Below are 16188 nucleotides of genomic sequence, written 5' to 3' on the forward strand. Positions count from 1 at the left end.
GCCATGACCCCGCTCGACCTGCTCGATTACGCCTCCGTCCTGATATTCGCCCTGACCGGCGCGCTGGTGGCCAGCCGCGCGCAGCTCGATATCGTCGGCTTTGCCTTTCTCGCCTGCCTTACCGCGCTCGGCGGCGGCACGCTGCGCGACCTGCTGCTGGGTCGCGAGATCCTGTGGATCGCCGACCCGGCCTATCTGGCGGTGGCCTGCGGCGCGGCCACCCTGGTCTTCTTCACCGCGCATCTCTTGGAAAGCCGCTACCGCGCGCTGCTCTGGCTCGACGCCGCGGCGCTTTCCGTGGCAGTCGCCGCCGGGGCCGGCATCGCCCTGCGCGACGGCGCCGGCGCGCCGGTGGTGCTGGTCATGGGGGTGATGACCGGCTGCATGGGCGGGCTGATGCGCGACGTGGTGGCCAATGAGGTGCCGCTATTGCTGAAACAGGGCGAGCCCTACGCCACCTGCGCGCTCGGCGGCGCCGGCGCCCTGCTCGCCGCCCATGGCTCGGGGATGGAGCCCGGCCCGGCGGCGCTGATCGGCGCCATCCTCACCTTCGTGCTGCGCGGCGGCACCATCGCTTTCGGCTGGCACCTGCCCGTCTACAAGAGCCGCCCGCCCCGGCAATAACCGGCGCGGGCGCTTTCATCTTTCCGGCAAATACTCACCGGCGCGCAGCGCGCGCCCGGCAACGCAAACCGCCCCTCACTGAAGATCGGCAAAGGCCTTTTGCAGCCGTGCGCCCGCCTCCTCGACCCGCGCCCGCGGCGTCGCGAAGTTGAAGCGCAGGAAGCTCTCGCCGCCCTGCCCGAAGGCCGGACCCTGGTTCGCCGCGATCCGCGCCTCCGTCTCGACCCGTGCCGTGAACTCCTCGGCGCTCATGCCGGTGCCGGCGAAATCCACCCAGGCGAGATAGGTCGCCTCCAGCGGCATGGAGCGCAGCCCCGGGATCGCGTTTACCATCTCGTCGAAAACCCGCCGGTTGCCGTCGAGATAGGCGGTCAGCTCGTCGACCCAGGCGGCGCCTTCGGGCGAATAGGCCGCCGTCGCCATGTGCAGGCCGAAGGAATTGGGCGAGATCCCCAGCCCCCCCATGCGCTCGGCAAAGCGCGCGCGCAGATCCGGGTCGGCGATGATGACATTGCCGGTATGGGCGCCCGCGATATTGAAGGTCTTGGTGCTGGCGGTCATCATCACCAGACGCTCGCTCACGCCGTCATCCGCCAGCGCCATGGGCAGGTGTTTCTGCCCGGGCATCACCAGATCGTGGTGGATCTCGTCCGAGACCAGAATGAGGTCGTGCCGCTTGGCGAACTCGGCCACGCCCTTGAGCTCGGCCCGGCTCCAGACCCGGCCACCGGGGTTGTGCGGCGAGCAGAGGACGACCAGACGCTCCTTGCCGGTCATCATCGCGTCATAGGCGTCGAAATCCATCTCGTAACGTCCGTCGCGCAGCACCAGCGGGCATTCGACCACCTCGCGCCCCGCCGAGCGGATGACCCGGTGAAAGGCATGATAGACCGGCGTAAACAGCACCACCCCGTCGCCCGGCGCGGTATAGGCGTCGATGCAGAGCCCGGTGCCGTTCACCAGCCCGTGGGTGGTGAAGACCGAGGCCGGGTCGACCTCCCAGCCGTGGCGTTCCTTCATCCACCAGCCGATCGCGTCGAGATAGGCGACATCATCGCCGAAATAGCCATAGACGCCGTGATCGAGCATCTTTTGCAGCGCCTCCTGCACGCAGGCGGGCGGGCGGAAATCCATATCGGCCACCCACATCGGCAACCCGCCATCCGGCGAGACGCCGAACAGCGACTCCATCTTGTCCCATTTTGCGGAATGGGTGCCGATGCGGTCGATCACCTCGTCGAAGCGGCTGGTCATGGGGGCGCGTCCTCTCAACTGTTTGCGCGCGAACGCTAGCGCGCCGGGCGGCGAGCGCAACCCCCACCTGCTTGCGCAAAGCGGCGCATATGCCTAGATGATGCGCATGAAGCGGCCCATTCTCATCCACCCCGATCCCCGGCTGAAAAAGCTCTGCGATCCCGTCCCCGATCTGTCGGACGATCTGCGCGTGCTGGCCGACGACATGCTGGAAACCATGTACGAGGCGCCCGGCATCGGGCTCGCGGCGCCGCAGATCGGCGTGCTGTCGCGGCTCATCGTGCTGGACTGCGCCAAACCCGACAATGGCGAGGATCCGCGCCCGCTGGTGATGTTCAACCCGCGCGTGCTGGCCAGCTCGGACGAGCGCAATGTCTACGAAGAGGGCTGCCTGTCGATCCCCGATCAATATGCCGAGGTCGAGCGCCCGAAGGTTGTCGATGTGGAATGGCTCGACCGTGACGGAAAGCTGCATACCGAGACATTCGACGGGCTCTGGGCGACCTGCGTGCAGCACGAGATCGACCACCTCGATGGCAAGCTCTTCATCGACTATCTCAAACCGCTCAAGCGTCAGATGATCACCCGCAAGATGGTCAAGCTGAAGCGCGAGCGCGCCCGCGCATGAAGGTGGCCGTCTGATGGCCCTGCGCGACATCCTGCTCTGGCCCGATCCCCGGCTGAAACAGCCCTGTGCCGAGGTCGCCGACCCGGCCTCGCTCGGCGATCTGATCACCGACATGTTCGAGACCATGTATGCCGCCCCCGGGCGCGGGCTGGCGGCGCCGCAGGTCGGGGTGCTGAGCCGGGTCTTTGTCATGGATGCGGGCTGGAAGGACGGAGACATGACGCCGCTCGCACTGATCAACCCGCATATTCTCGAGGTGTCGGGCGAGACCGAAGCCGGCGACGAAGGTTGTCTCTCGATCCCCGGCGTCACCGCACGGGTCGCCCGCGCGACGCGCGTGCGGATGGGCTTCACCGACCTGACGGGCGCCGCGCAGGAGCGGGTCTTCGAAGGCGCCGAGGCGGTGATCTCGCAGCATGAATACGACCATCTCGACGGGCTGGTGCATTTCGACCGGCTCGACCCGGAGGCGGCGGCGCGGCTGATGCGCGATTACGAGGCGCAGCGATGAGCGTGCGCCCCTGCCTGCCCTGGCCCGACAAGCGCCTGCGCAGCCCTGCCGCGCCGGTCGAGGCGATCACCGACGAGGTGCGCGCGGTCTGGCAGGACATGATCGACACGATGGAGGCGATGCCCGGCGTCGGCATGGGCGCGCCGCAGATCGGCGTGATGCTGCGGCTGGCTGTGGTCGATGCCTCCGAGGAGCGCGGCCAGGCGGTGCGCATGGCCAATCCCGAGATCCTGCACGCCTCGATCAAACTGCGCGCCCATGACGAGGCCAGCCCCAACCTGCCAGGCGTCTGGGCCAGGATCGAGCGCCCGCGCGCGGTGACGGTGCGATTCATGAATGCCGAGGGCGAGATCGAAGAGCGCGATTTCGTCGGGCTCTGGGCGACCTCGGTGCAGCATCAGATCGACCACCTGAACGGGCGTATGTATTTCGATCACCTGAGCAAGACCAAGCGCGACATGCTGCTGCGCCGGGCGAAAAAGGCGCGGTAAGGGGGGTGGTGGGCAGATTGCCCATCCTAAGGTGGAGCGTTGCGCGGGCGCGGGACAAGGCCGAAGGCCGCCTCTCACACATCGCTAAGCGATGTGTTGCCGGCAGGCGTTTGCAAGCAAACGCCGAGAGGCGCGCCATCGCCGGCCCGTCCCCACGGGCTGGCGATGGCGCGGCTTGTTCCGGTTTGGCACGCGTAGAGTGGGCAACCTGCCCACCACACACCCGCCCCTTCCCCACACACTCCGAATCCGGAATACTCGCACCATCCGTTCCGGCTTTACATATTCCAAATTATACATATGAATGCCGAATTGAGTCGCGGGCCTTCCCGCCCGCCGAACAGAAGAGGTTCCGATGCGCGCCCTGATCGTTCTTTGCGCCACGCTCTTCGCCTCGGCCCTCTCCGCCGAGACGCTTGAGATCTCCCCGCAACCCGTCACCATGTGGAAATCCGTCTTCGGGCAGATCGAATCCCGCGTGCAGATCCCCGCCCGAGCGCGCATCGGCGGCACCATCGAGGAACTGACGGTCACCGAAGGCGACCGCGTCGAGGCCGGCCAGCAGCTCGCCCGGATCGAGGATGACAAGCTGCAATTCCAGATCGACTCGCTCGACGCCCAGCTCGAAGCGGCGCGCGCCCAGCTCACCACGGCGCAATCGGAGCTGACCCGGGGCAACGCGCTGCTCGAGCGCGGCGTGATCACGACGCAGACCCATGAGCAATTGCAGACCAATGTGGATGTGATCACATCGAACATCTCCAACCTTCAGGCGCAAAGGCTGGTGGTCGAGCAACAGATCTCCGAGGGCGCGGTGCTGGCGCCGGCCGCGGGCATCGTGCTCTCGGTGCCGCTGTCGCGCGGTTCGGTGGTGACCATGGGCGAGAGCGTGGCCGAGATCGGCGGCGGCGGCACCTTCCTGCGGCTCAGCGTGCCCGAGCGCCATGCCGGCGATCTTGCCGAGGGCGACGAGATCGTCATCACCGGCGCCGACGGCACGCGCACCGGGCGGCTGGTCAAGCTCTACCCGCTGATCCAGGGCGGGCGCTTGCAGGCGGATGTGGAGGTCGAGGGGCTCGACGCGCGCTTTGTCGGGCGGCGTGTGCCAGTGCGGCTGCCGGTCGGCACGCGCGAGGCGCTGCTGGTGCCCGAGCAGGCGCTGACCCGCGCCGGCGGGCTCGATTTCGTGACCGTCGAAACCCCGGACGGCACGCTCGCGCGTGTCGTTGTGCCCGGCGAGACCGTCGAGAAGGACGGCAGGCCGTTCCGCGAGATCCTCACCGGGCTGCGCGCCGGTGATAGCGTGGTGACGCGCGATGAGTGAGCAGGACGACACCCCCGAAGGCGCGCTCGGGCTTGCCGGGCGGCTGACCCGCGCCTTCATCCGTTCGCCGCTGACGCCGCTCTTCCTGCTCGCTTCGCTGGCGGTGGGGATGATCGCGCTGGTCTCGCTGCCGCGCGAGGAAGAGCCGCAGATCTCGGTGCCGCTGGTCGATATCCATGTGCAGGCCGCAGGGCTGCGCGCCGAGGACGCGGTGAAGCTGATCACCGAACCGCTGGAGACCATCGTCAAGGGCATCGACCAGGTCGAGCATGTCTATTCCGACACCCGCGACGATCAGGCCATGGTCACCGCGCGCTTCGAGGTCGGGGTCAGCGCCGATACCGCCATCCTGCGGGTGCGCGACAAGATCATGGCCAATCTCGACCGCATCCCCGTGGGCATTCCCGAGCCGCTGGTGGTGGGCCGCGGCATCAACGATGTGGCCATCGTCACGCTGACCTTTTCGCCGCAGCCCGGAGAGGACACGGTCACCGCCACCGATCTCACCCGCATCGCCCGCGAGGTCGAGGTGCGGCTGGCGCGCACGCCGGATGTGGGTCTGACCTATGTGATCGGCGCCACCGAGGAGGCGCTGCGCGTCGCGCCCGACCCGGAGCGACTGGCGCTTTACGGCGTGACGCTGCAACAGCTTGCCGGCAAAATCGAGGGCGCCAACACCGCTTCCCCCGCCGGCACGCTGCGCGAGGGCGGCCAGCAGGTCGGGCTGGTGATCGGCAAGACCCTCACCACGCCGGAAGAGATCGGCAATCTGGAGCTGACCGCGCGCGACGGGCGCACGATCTATGTCCGCGATGTCGCCGATGTGGCGCTGGTCGGCGATCTTGATGAGCAGCATGTGGCGACGCTCACCCGCGAGGATGGCGAGATCCGCCGCATGCCCGCCGTGTCGCTGGCCGTGGCCAAGCGCGCGGGGTCGAACGCCGTGGTGGTGGCGGAGAGCATCCTGCATCAGGTCGAGGAGATGGAGGGCAGCATCATCCCCGCTTCCGTGCATGTGGAGGTGACCCGCGATTACGGCGAAACCGCCGACGAAAAGGCCAACGAGCTGCTCTTTCACCTCGGGCTGGCCACGCTCTCCATCGTGGCGCTGGTGCTGGTCACCATCGGCTGGCGCGAGGCGGTGGTGGTCGCCATCGTCATCCCCGTCACCATCCTGCTCACGCTCTTTGCGGCGAATTTCATGGGCTACACGCTGAACCGCGTGTCGCTCTTCGCGCTGATCTTCTCCATCGGGATCCTCGTGGACGACGCCATCGTGGTGATCGAGAACATCGCCCGGCACTGGGCCATGCACCCGGGCAAATCCCGCGCCACGGCGGCGATCGAGGCGGTGGCCGAGGTCGGCAACCCGACCATCGTCGCGACGCTGACCGTGGTGGTGGCGCTGCTGCCCATGCTCTTTGTGAGCGGGCTCATGGGCCCCTATATGTCGCCGATCCCGGCAAACGCCTCGGCCGCGATGATCTTTTCCTTCTTTGTCGCGGTGATCATCACGCCGTGGCTGATGCTCAAGGTAGCCGGCAAGGCGCCCTTGTCCGGCCATGGCGAGGGCGCAGCGCACAAGCAGTTCAGCCCGATGGGCCGCTTCTACGCCCGCTTCGCCCGCCCGATCATGGCGCGCAAATCGGTGTCGTGGATCTTTCTGCTGGTGGTGATCGTGCTCAGCTTCGGCTCGCTCGCCGCGCTCTATACCAAGGATGTGACGGTCAAGCTGCTGCCCTTCGACAACAAGTCCGAGCTCTCGGTCATGGTCGACCTGCCCGAAGGCTCATCGGTCGAGGCGACCGACGCGGTGGCGCAGCAGGCCGCCCGCATCGCCATGGAGCTGCCCGAGGTCGTCTCGGCCCAGACCCATGCGGGCGCGGCCTCGGCCTTCAACTTCAACGGGCTGGTACGACATTACTACCTGCGTCAGGGGCCGGAGATGGGCGATGTGCAGCTCAACCTGCTGCCCAAGGCCGAGCGCGACCGCGCCAGCCACGAGATCGCGCTGGAATTGCGCGGCATGCTGGCCGCGCTCGACCTGCCCGAGGGCACGGTGCTGAAAGTGGTCGAGCCGCCTCCCGGCCCGCCGGTGATCTCGACCCTGCTGGCCGAGGTCTACGGCCCCGATGCCGAGACCCGGCGCCAGGCTGCGGAAAAGATCCGCGCGGCCTTTGACGAGGTGCCCTATGTGGTCGATGTAGACGACAATTACGGCATCCGCCCGCCGCGCCTGCGCGCCGTTCTGAATCCGTCGGAGCTGGATTTCTTCCAGGTGCAGGAGGCCGACGCGCTGCAAACGCTGCAACTGCTCAACGGCAGTGTCACCGTGGGCTATTCGCATCGCGGCGAGGGTCGCCGGCCGATCCCCATCGTCATCGCCCGCGACAAGGCGCAGCGCGTGCTGGACAGCGAGGCGCTCTCGACGCCGGTGCCGGCCAACGCCCTGCCCGGCGGGCGCGGCGTGGTCGAGCTCGGCGATGTGGTGGAGATCGAGGCAGAGCGCGCCTCCTATCCGATCTACCGCCGCAACGGCTATGACGTGATCATGGTGCAGGGCGAACTGGCCGGCGATTTCGAAGCCCCGCTCTACGGCATGCTCGCGGTGGCCGACCGGCTCGACGCGATGGATTGGGAGGAGGGCACGAAGCCCGAGATCTCGCTGCACGGTCAGCCGGAGAGCACCGAACATGTCACCCTGCTCTGGGATGGCGAATGGGAGGTGACCTGGGTCACCTTCCGCGACATGGGCGCGGCCTTCGGCGTGGCGCTGCTGGGGATTTATATCCTGGTGGTGGCGCAGTTCGGCAGCTTCCGCCTGCCGCTGGTGATCCTGACGCCGGTGCCGCTGACCTTCCTCGGCATCATGCTGGGGCACTGGCTGTTCGGCGCGCCCTTCTCGGCCACGTCGATGATCGGCTTCATCGCGCTGGCCGGCATCATCGTGCGCAACTCGATCCTGCTGGTGGATTTCATCCGCCACGCCGACCCGGAGGGCAAGGTCACGGTGGATGTGCTGATCGAGGCCGGCGCCACGCGGTTCAAGCCGATCCTGCTCACCGCCATCGCGGCGATGATCGGCGCGGCAGTGATCCTGGCGGACCCGATCTTTCAGGGGCTGGCGATCTCTCTGCTCTTCGGGCTGCTCAGCTCGACCGCGCTGACGGTGCTGGTGATTCCCGCGATCTACCGGATCTTCAAGACCTGAACGGGCCCGGCGCCGCCGACTGGCGCCGGGATTCGGTCAAATTGCCTTAATATCGTCAAGAATTCGCCTTCACATCCTGCGTTTACAGGCGGAGAACGACGATATTCGGGCAGACGACCTCCTCATAAGAGGCCGCCACAGACACGATTGGCAGCTCTATGACAACCTATCTGGTGACTTCATCCAACTGGAACGACCCCGGTTTCTGGAGCGGGCTCAGCGAGTCCTCCGAGGGGCACACCCTCGATTTCTCCGAACTTCCGGCACATTTCCAGGTGAGCTTCGATGAGGATGCGGCCTTTCTGACCATCTTCGACGGCAGCTCAAACTTTGTCGTCGGCGACAGTTCGGTCAATGGCGGCGCGGATGCCTATCTGAGCGGCCCGACACACTACAGCTACTTCGAAGTGCTGAGCGGCGGCGAGGGCGACGACACGCTCGACGGCGGCGACGGCGACGACACGCTCGACGGGCTGGGCGGTGACGACCGCCTGCTCGGCGATGCCGGCGACGACGACATTCGCGGCGGCACGGGCGACGACTCGGTCTTTGCGGGCTACGGCGCCGACACGGTAGAGGGCGGCGACGGCGACGATGTGGTCTATGGCAACGAGGACGGCGACAGCCTGACCGGCGGCGCGGGCAACGACTCGATCTATGGCGAATACGGAGACGACTACGTCAGCGGCGGCGATGGCGACGATCACCTCGAAGGCAATGAGGGCGACGACACGCTGATCGGCGGTGACGGCAATGACTGGATGCGCGGCTCTTACAACAACGATGCGCTCTATGGCGGCGCCGGCGACGATTATCTCTGGGGCGGCTATGGCGACGACACGTTCCATATCGAGAACGGCTTCGGCAACGACACCGTGGATGCCGAGGATGTCGACGAGGTCAATGGCGACCTGCTCGACCTCTCCGCCGTCACCGACGGGCTGCGCATCGACATGCGCTCGGGCAATCCGCAGACCGGCACCGTGACCGACGGCACCTATACGCTGCAATACGATGCCGTGAACAATATCCTGCTGGGCGCCGGCGACGACACCATCGCGCTGGCCGATCTCGGCGGGCTCGACACGGTGGACGGGTTCGAGGTGCCGACGCTGGAGGCCGATGGCAGCTATACCGGCCACGACATGCTCGACGTCTCCGAGCTCACCGACTGGGACGGCAACCCGGTGGACACCGATCATGTCACCGTCACCGACACCGTGGGCGACGGCTCCGGCGATGCGGTGCTGAGCTTTCCCTGGGGCGAGGCGATCACCCTGACCGGCGTCAGCGTGGCGGATGTTCAGAGCCCCGAGCAACTCGCCGCCATCGGCATTCCACTGGCCGGCACGCCCACCGATCCGGTCGATCCCACCGATCCGACAGACCCTGTGGACCCTGTGGACCCGACCGATCCCACTGACCCGACCGACCCCGTGTCCGGTACGGATCTGCCTCAGATCGACGGCGCTTTCGAATTCGAGGCCACCGTGCGCTTCGACGATATCGGCGCCGGCGGCAGCCAACGGGTCTTTGAGTTCGCCGGCAACGGCACCAGCATCTCTTTCGGCCAGCTCGGCCCCAGCACGGCTGTGCTGTTCGAGATCGTGCAGGACGGCACCACCTCTCTGATCGTCGCCGAAGATGCGCTTGTGGAGGGCGAGACGGCCACCTGGACAGTCGGCGTGGACGAGACCGGCTTCATGTATATCGACAAGGACGGCGTGCAGGTCGCCGAAGGTGACGGCGTCGTCCCCGCCGATGTCGACCGCGACTCCGCCCTGCTCGGCCAGTCCGGCAATCCCGAGCTGACCCCGCTTCAGGGCGAGATCACGGATGTCAGCATAGCCCAGGGCGAGACCGTGTGGCACGATGACGGGACGACGAGCCCGGCCGATCCGACGGATCCCGTGGATCCGATCGACCCGGTGGACCCGACGGACCCCACCGATCCTGTCGATCCGACCGGCCCGACCGATCCCACCTCTGGCACCGACCTGCCGCAGATCGACGGCGCCTTCGAGTTCGAGGCGACCGTCCGCTTTGACAATATCGGCGCCGGCGGCAGCCAGCGGGTCTTTGAATTCGCCGGCAGCGACAGCAGCCTCTCCTTCGGCCAGCTCGGCCCGAGCCAGGCGGTCTATTTCGAGATCGTTCAGGGCGGTACGACCTCCTATATCGTCGCCGAGGATGTCCTGGTCGATGGTGAAACCGCGACCTGGACGGTCGGCGTGGACGAAACCGGCTTCATGTATATCGACAAGGACGGTGAGCAGGTCGCCGAAGGCGACGGCGTGGTGCCTGCCGATGTCGAGCGCGACAGCAATCTTCTGGGCGAATCCGGCAACCCCGAGCTGACCCCGCTTCAGGGCGAGGTCTCGAATGTCAGCATCACCCAAGGCGACACCGTCTGGCACGACGACGGCACCACGAGCCCGGCGGATACGACAGATCCCGTGGATCCGACCGACCCAACAGACCCGACCGACCCCACAGATCCTGTGGGCCCGGTCGATCCCCCAACGGTCGTCAGCGACCTGCCGCAGATTGACGGCGCTTTCGAGTTCGAGGCGACGGTTCGCTTCGACAATATCGGCGCCGGCGGCAGCCAGCGCGTTTTCGAATTCGGCGGCGGCAGCGACAACAGCCTCTCCTTCGGCCAGCTCGGCCCGAGCCAGGCGGTCTATTTCGAGATCGTCCAGGGCGGCACGACCTCCTATATCGTTGCCGAGGATGCGCTGGCGGATGGAGAAACCGCGACCTGGACGGTCGGCGTGGACGAAACCGGCTTTATGTATATCGACAAGGACGGTGTGCAGGTCGCCGAAGGCGATGGCGTCGTTCCGGCCGATCTCGACCGGGAAACGAACCTGCTGGGCCAGTCTAACAATCCCGACCTGACCCCGCTTCAGGGCGAGATCACGAATGTGAGCATCACGCAGGGCGAGACGGTCTGGACCGACGACGGCAGCACGGAATACGACGCGCTCGCCGAAGCCGCGCTGACGCAGGAGCCTCCGGCAAACGACGATCACCCAGATCTCATTGGCGATGGCCAGCCCGGCGATGTCTATGACACCGCCGATGCCGATCCCTACGCCTTCGGCTGAACGCCCGGCTCAGCCGCGCCGCAGCCGCAGCAGAAGATCGCGCGAAGGCGTGCCGGTGACCGGCAGGCCCGCCCGCGCCTGATAGCCCTGAATGGCGGCCTCGGTTTTACTGCCGAACACACCGTCGGCACCGCCGGTATCGAAGCCCGCCCGCGTCAGCAGCGATTGCAGCTCCTTGCGGTCGTCGATGGTGAAACCGTAGCGATCCGGCGGGAAACTGCCGCGCAGCGGCCCCGCCCCGGCGATGCGATCGGACAGATGCCCGACGCCCAGCCCGTATTTCTCGGCGTTGTTGTAGCGCAGGATCACGTTGAAATTCCGGAAGACCAGGAAAGCCGGCCCGCCGATACCCGAAGGTGCAAGGATCGAGCCGCTGCCGCCCGGAAGCGATCCGCCGCCCGCCGGTCGCACGCCCAGCGCCGCCCAGTCAGCCCCCGCCCGGCGCGTGCCTCGCCCGGTGAGCCCGGGGTCGAACCCGTCCGGCAGCCGCACCTCCAACCCCCAGGGTTCGCCCCGCCGCCAACCGCTGCGCGAAAGGTAATTCGCCGTCGAGGCCAGCCCGTCGGTGGGATCTTCGGACCAGATATCGCGCCGCCCGTCGCCGCGGAAATCCACCGCGTATTCCTGATAGGTGGTGGGAATGAACTGCGTGTGCCCCATCGCCCCGGCCCAGCTTCCGGTGAGGCGCGGGGCGGTGGTGTCGCCACGTTGCAGGATGCGCAGCGCCGCCATGAGCTGCGATTCGAAGAACTCGCCCCGCCGCCCGTCATAGGCCAGCGTCGAGACCGCCGAAACGACCGGGATGTCGCCGCGCCTGCTGCCGTAATTGCTCTCCATCCCCCAGACAGCCGTTACCACCTCTGGCGGTACGCCGTGACGCGCCTCAATCTCACCCAGCAGCCCCGCATTCCGGCGCAGCTCCGCCCGGCCCTGCGCGACCTTCTTCTCGGAGGCGGCGATGGCGAAATAATCCTCCAGCGTACGGGTGAATTCGGTCTGGCTGCGGTCGCGTTCGACCACGCCGGGCAGGAAACCCGCGCCGCGAAACGCCCTGTCGAGCGTCGCCGCATCGATGCCGCGCGCCTGCGCCCGGCTCCGGAACGCCGCCACCCAGGCATCGTATCCCGGGTTGGGTTGCGGCCGCAGATCGGGCGGCAGCCCCCCGGCCGGCACCGCGACCGGGCCACCGGAGCCACAGCCTGCCAGCAGCGCCAGTGCGGCGCCCCCCATCATCGAGAATCGTCGTGTCACCTGCATCGGATCGCCTCCGTTCTTATTGGTTGCGACCACTGTGTCGCGTCCCGTGCGGCACGGCAAGCGGGCTCTGGGCGATCGGCGACACCCGGCGAACCGGGCGCCCTAGCCTTTGTCCCCGCCGCAGCCACCGCCCGCCATGACGCGAAAGGCGCGGAAACCCGAGCGTGTACCAGAGGGATAACCGGCGAGCCCCGTCGCCCGACCACCGAGGCGCCCATGCCGGGACTGAACACCTATGCGGGTGTGACTTTCGACGATCCACCGATCGAGGGTCCGTGCCATGAGCCTCTTTTTCCGAAGATGTACGTACCGTTCATTCTGGCCTCGACCGTGTTTCGGACATGGTATCGGATCCGGTTCTTCCCGATTGCCGCGCCCCGATCTCAGGCGGCACGCAGAGCCGCGTTTCTTACGGCGACAACAAGACAGCCGCTGCCAAGCGCACCCGTTGCAGCGAAGCAGAATCGCCACGTCGGCACCGCGTTCGATGTTTGTACGATGGTTGGTGTCGGCCGCAGAGTTCAGAGCGTTCCGACTCTCCAGAAAGCACGGCAGTTGGACCTCCTCGACCGCAGAGCCGGTTTGCAAGAAGCCGCGATTGAATGGTCTCGCCCGAATTTACCGCCCTGAGGCTCAGCAAATTCGGCAATTTCTCGCACAAAAATTGCACATTTCATAGATTTCCGCCGGCAGGATCACAGAGTGACTTGTGCGATGGCGCTGCGCCGTCGTCGCATGAGAAGGCAGGGCGTTTAGGGTTCCACTGTCTCTTCCTGGCAGGTTCGGTCCAAGAAATGCCACTCGGCGGGCCAATTCCCGCGGGGCACACGGCGGGGCAAAATCCCGGGAGGCATACTGCGCAGGTCCGACCCGCGCCAGCTCCTTGTTCCGCCAGCGGGGCGTGACCGACTTCTCAAGAGCGGGACGCACCGATGGGGAAAAACAATGACCAAAGCCAAATTTCTGATCGCCACCGCACTATTCCTTGGTCTGCTGGGAGGCCCACCGGCCCAGGCGCAACAAAAGACCGATTTCAAACTCGCATGGTCGATCTATGTCGGCTGGATGCCCTGGGGCTACCTTGAAGACAGCGGCATCATGGACAAATGGGCCGAGAAATACGGCATCACCGTCGATATCGTACAGATCAACGATTATGTGGAATCGATCAACCAGTACACGGCTGGTGCCTTTGATGGCGTCTCCGCCACCAACATGGACACTCTGTCAATCCCGTCGGGCAGCGGCGTAGACACCACCGCTCTGATCATCGGCGACTATTCCAACGGCAACGACGCGGTGATCGCCAAGGGCGACATGACCCTGTCCGACCTAGAGGGAACAAAGGTGAACCTGGTGGAACTGTCCGTATCGCATTACTTGCTGGCGCGGGCACTGGACACGGTGAATCTGGCCGAGCGTGACCTCGACGGTGTGGTGAATACCTCGGACGCAGACATGATCGCGGCCTTCTCGACCGACGAGGTATCCACGGTCGTCACCTGGAACCCGCTGGTGGCCGAGATCACAGCGTCCAATCCCGATGCCACGGTGCTTTTCGACAGTTCCAAGATCCCGGGCGAGATCCTCGACCTGATGGTGGTCAACACCGAGACGCTGGAGGCCAACCCGGACTTCGGCAAGGCCGTCACGGGCGCGTGGTACGAGGTAATGGGATTGATGGCCGAGGGTGATGAAGAGGTGCTTACCGCCATGGCCGAAGCGTCGGGCACCGACCTCGACGGATACAAGGCGCAGCTGAACGCGACCGAGATGTTCTACGATCCGGCCGCAGCGGTTGCGCAGGCCTCATCGCCCGATCTGCCCGCGACAATGACGGAAATCGCCGAGTTCCTGTTCGACAAGGGCATCCTGGGCGAAGGAGCTCCCTCGGCCGATTTCATCGGCGTGGCCTATCCAGACGGGACCGTCACCGGGTCCGAGCAAAACGTGATGCTCCGCTTCGACGCCACCTACATGCAAATGGCAGCGGACGGCGACCTCTAATCGGCACTTCTTCAGGACCGTGCGCGCCCGGGAACGGGCGCGCCAACCGAAAGGCCTTCCCATGCGATTGATTAACCGCATTCCTTCACGGCCAATGGCGCTGTTGATCGCGGCGGCGCCCTTCGTGGCAGTTCTAATCGCCTATGCCATCGGATCCGAGGTCCGGCTGGCGGCGAACCCGGCGGATAAGCTGCTGCCCGCGCTGAGCACCATCCAAGAGACCGCCACGCGGCTGTTCACCGAAGGGGACCGGCGCTCCGGCGAGATCCTGCTCTGGCAGGACACCTGGGCGTCGCTGGGGCGCCTGCTGGGCGGGGTGGGCGTCTCGGCAGCGCTGAGTCTGGTGATCGGCATGCTCATCGGATTGCTGCCACTGGTCCGCTCAGCCCTGTCAGGCTTTGTTGCAGTGCTGTCGATGGTCCCGCCGCTGGCTCTGCTTCCAATCCTGTTCATTGTTTTTGGCCTGGGCGAAACGTCGAAAATCGTGCTGATCGTCATAGGTATCACCCCCTTCATGACGCGCGACCTGGCGCAGCGGGTTCTGGACATCCCACATGAGCAGCTGGTGAAGGCGCAGACGCTGGGCGCCTCGTCCTGGGTGATCGCGGTTCGCGTGGCGTTACCGCAGGTGCTGCCACGGCTGATTTCCAATATGCGTCTGTCTTTGGGCTCGGCGTGGCTGTTTCTCATCGCCGCAGAGGCCGTGGCCGCCGAGGTGGGACTTGGCTACCGGATTTTCCTCGTGCGGCGGTATCTCGCGATGGATGTGATTCTGACTTACGTGATCTGGATCACCCTGCTGGCCTTCATGCTGGACTGGCTGCTCAAACAGTTGTCGCGCAAGGCATTTCCTTGGATGGAGGCCGGGCTATGAGCAACTCGGAGCGCTTCGTACAGGTCCGCGACATATGGCAGGCCTATGGTGGCCGTTCTATCATCGAGCGGGTAAACCTTGACGTAGCCGAAGGCGAATTCGTCTCGATCGTCGGTGCTTCGGGCTGTGGCAAATCCACGTTCCTTCGGCTGCTGCTGGCGGATGAACGGCCCGTTCGGGGCATGATCACCGTGGACGGCGGCGCGGTCGCGCGCGAACCCGGGCGGGAACGGGGCGTGGTCTTCCAGAAATACAGCGTTTTTCCGCACCTGACGGTGCGAGAGAATATCGTCGTCGCCGAGGGCTTTAACACGGCCTGCGGATGGATGTTCGGCGCAGCCAAGCGTGACGCACGGGACCGGGCGGACGCCATGCTTGCTCGCATCGGTCTGAACCACGTCGCAGGACAATACCCGGCAAGCCTGTCCGGCGGGATGCAGCAACGCCTCGCCATCGGCCAGGCGCTGACGGCCAAGCCGCGCGTACTGCTGCTTGACGAACCCTTTGGCGCGCTCGATCCGGGAACGCGGTTGCAGATGCATGCCTTCCTGACCGAGCTGCGCGCCGAGACGAAAATGACCGTCTTCATGGTCAGCCATGATCTGGAAGAAGCATTCAAGCTCGGCGACCGCGTGCTGGTCTTCGACAAGCCGCGATGGGACCCGCAGGATCCCGGCCTCTACGGCGCCACCATCACCTACGACTTCGACGCGCGGGATCAGGGGCTGCCACACCAACGCATTCTCGACCGGTTCCCGACGCTGGCAGCGCAGAACGCCCACGCGCGACAAACCGAGCCAGCCTGACACAAGACACCCACGCGCGCCGCCGGGCCCCGCGCGTGGGACAGCCAAGGCCCGGAACCTGCATGCCCCATAGGGGTAATTGATTGGGAGA

General features: G+C 66.1%; 13 protein-coding genes and 1 riboswitch. Of the genes, 11 read left to right on the forward strand and 2 right to left on the reverse strand.

Annotated elements, in window-relative coordinates; all coding sequences use genetic code 11:
- The first annotated feature begins 3 nt into the window (after nucleotides 1-3).
- A complete protein-coding gene (locus tag I6N89_RS15645; protein ID WP_207019355.1) occupies nucleotides 4-624 on the forward strand; it encodes a trimeric intracellular cation channel family protein in 621 nt (206 codons plus the stop codon).
- A 75-nt stretch (nucleotides 625-699) separates the two neighbouring features.
- Here I6N89_RS15645 and I6N89_RS15650 read toward each other — a convergent pair whose 3' ends face one another.
- Nucleotides 700-1878 (reverse strand): MalY/PatB family protein, encoded by a 1179-nt coding sequence (locus tag I6N89_RS15650; RefSeq protein ID WP_207019356.1) that lies wholly within the window; start codon nucleotides 1876-1878, stop codon nucleotides 700-702.
- 106 nt (nucleotides 1879-1984) lie between these two features.
- On the opposite strand from I6N89_RS15650, the gene def (I6N89_RS15655) reads away from it, so the two are divergent.
- The 6 genes from def (I6N89_RS15655) (at nucleotide 1985) to I6N89_RS15680 (ending at nucleotide 11153) form a co-directional block, all read left to right on the forward strand.
- The gene (def, locus tag I6N89_RS15655) at nucleotides 1985-2506 is read left to right on the forward strand and encodes a peptide deformylase (RefSeq protein WP_207019357.1); all 522 of its coding nucleotides are present in this window, start codon (nucleotides 1985-1987) and stop codon (nucleotides 2504-2506) included.
- Between the two features lie 13 nt (nucleotides 2507-2519).
- Nucleotides 2520-3017, forward strand: a complete 498-nt coding sequence (gene def / locus I6N89_RS15660; protein WP_207019358.1) for a peptide deformylase — start codon at nucleotides 2520-2522, stop codon at nucleotides 3015-3017.
- Nucleotides 3014-3508, forward strand: a complete 495-nt coding sequence (gene def / locus I6N89_RS15665; protein ID WP_207019359.1) for a peptide deformylase — start codon at nucleotides 3014-3016, stop codon at nucleotides 3506-3508. The genes def (I6N89_RS15660) and def (I6N89_RS15665) overlap by 4 nt, the downstream gene beginning before the upstream one ends.
- A 355-nt stretch (nucleotides 3509-3863) precedes the next feature.
- The gene (locus I6N89_RS15670) at nucleotides 3864-4832 is read left to right on the forward strand and encodes an efflux RND transporter periplasmic adaptor subunit (protein ID WP_207019360.1); all 969 of its coding nucleotides are present in this window, start codon (nucleotides 3864-3866) and stop codon (nucleotides 4830-4832) included.
- Entirely contained in the window at nucleotides 4825-8043 is a 3219-nt protein-coding gene (locus I6N89_RS15675; protein WP_207019361.1) for an efflux RND transporter permease subunit, read from the forward strand. The genes I6N89_RS15670 and I6N89_RS15675 overlap by 8 nt, the downstream gene beginning before the upstream one ends.
- Before the next feature lie 158 nt (nucleotides 8044-8201).
- On the forward strand, nucleotides 8202-11153 hold the full coding sequence (locus I6N89_RS15680; protein ID WP_207019362.1) for a calcium-binding protein: 2952 nt from the start codon (nucleotides 8202-8204) through the stop codon (nucleotides 11151-11153).
- Between the two features lie 9 nt (nucleotides 11154-11162).
- On the opposite strand, the gene I6N89_RS15685 is transcribed toward I6N89_RS15680, so the two are convergent.
- Complete coding sequence (locus I6N89_RS15685; RefSeq protein ID WP_207019363.1) at nucleotides 11163-12410, reverse strand: lytic murein transglycosylase; 1248 nt, start codon at nucleotides 12408-12410, stop codon at nucleotides 11163-11165.
- Between the two features lie 216 nt (nucleotides 12411-12626).
- Between I6N89_RS15685 and I6N89_RS15690 the strand changes: the two genes are divergently transcribed.
- The 4 genes from I6N89_RS15690 to I6N89_RS15705 all read left to right on the forward strand — a co-directional run bounded on the left by I6N89_RS15690 (nucleotide 12627) and on the right by I6N89_RS15705 (nucleotide 16097).
- Nucleotides 12627-13040, forward strand: a complete 414-nt coding sequence (locus tag I6N89_RS15690; RefSeq protein WP_207019364.1) for a hypothetical protein — start codon at nucleotides 12627-12629, stop codon at nucleotides 13038-13040.
- A gap of 111 nt (nucleotides 13041-13151) precedes the next feature.
- Nucleotides 13152-13262: riboswitch (guanidine-I (ykkC/yxkD leader) on the forward strand.
- 93 nt (nucleotides 13263-13355) lie between these two features.
- A complete protein-coding gene (locus I6N89_RS15695; protein WP_207019365.1) occupies nucleotides 13356-14417 on the forward strand; it encodes a putative urea ABC transporter substrate-binding protein in 1062 nt (353 codons plus the stop codon).
- A 61-nt stretch (nucleotides 14418-14478) separates the two neighbouring features.
- Entirely contained in the window at nucleotides 14479-15291 is an 813-nt protein-coding gene (locus tag I6N89_RS15700; protein ID WP_207019366.1) for an ABC transporter permease, read from the forward strand.
- Nucleotides 15288-16097, forward strand: a complete 810-nt coding sequence (locus tag I6N89_RS15705; protein ID WP_207019367.1) for an ABC transporter ATP-binding protein — start codon at nucleotides 15288-15290, stop codon at nucleotides 16095-16097. Before I6N89_RS15700 ends, I6N89_RS15705 begins: the two co-directional genes overlap by 4 nt.
- Nucleotides 16098-16188: the final 91 nt, after the last annotated feature.

This window comes from Salipiger abyssi (genome assembly GCF_017311415.1).
Classification (GTDB): Bacteria; Pseudomonadota; Alphaproteobacteria; order Rhodobacterales; family Rhodobacteraceae; genus Salipiger; species Salipiger abyssi_A.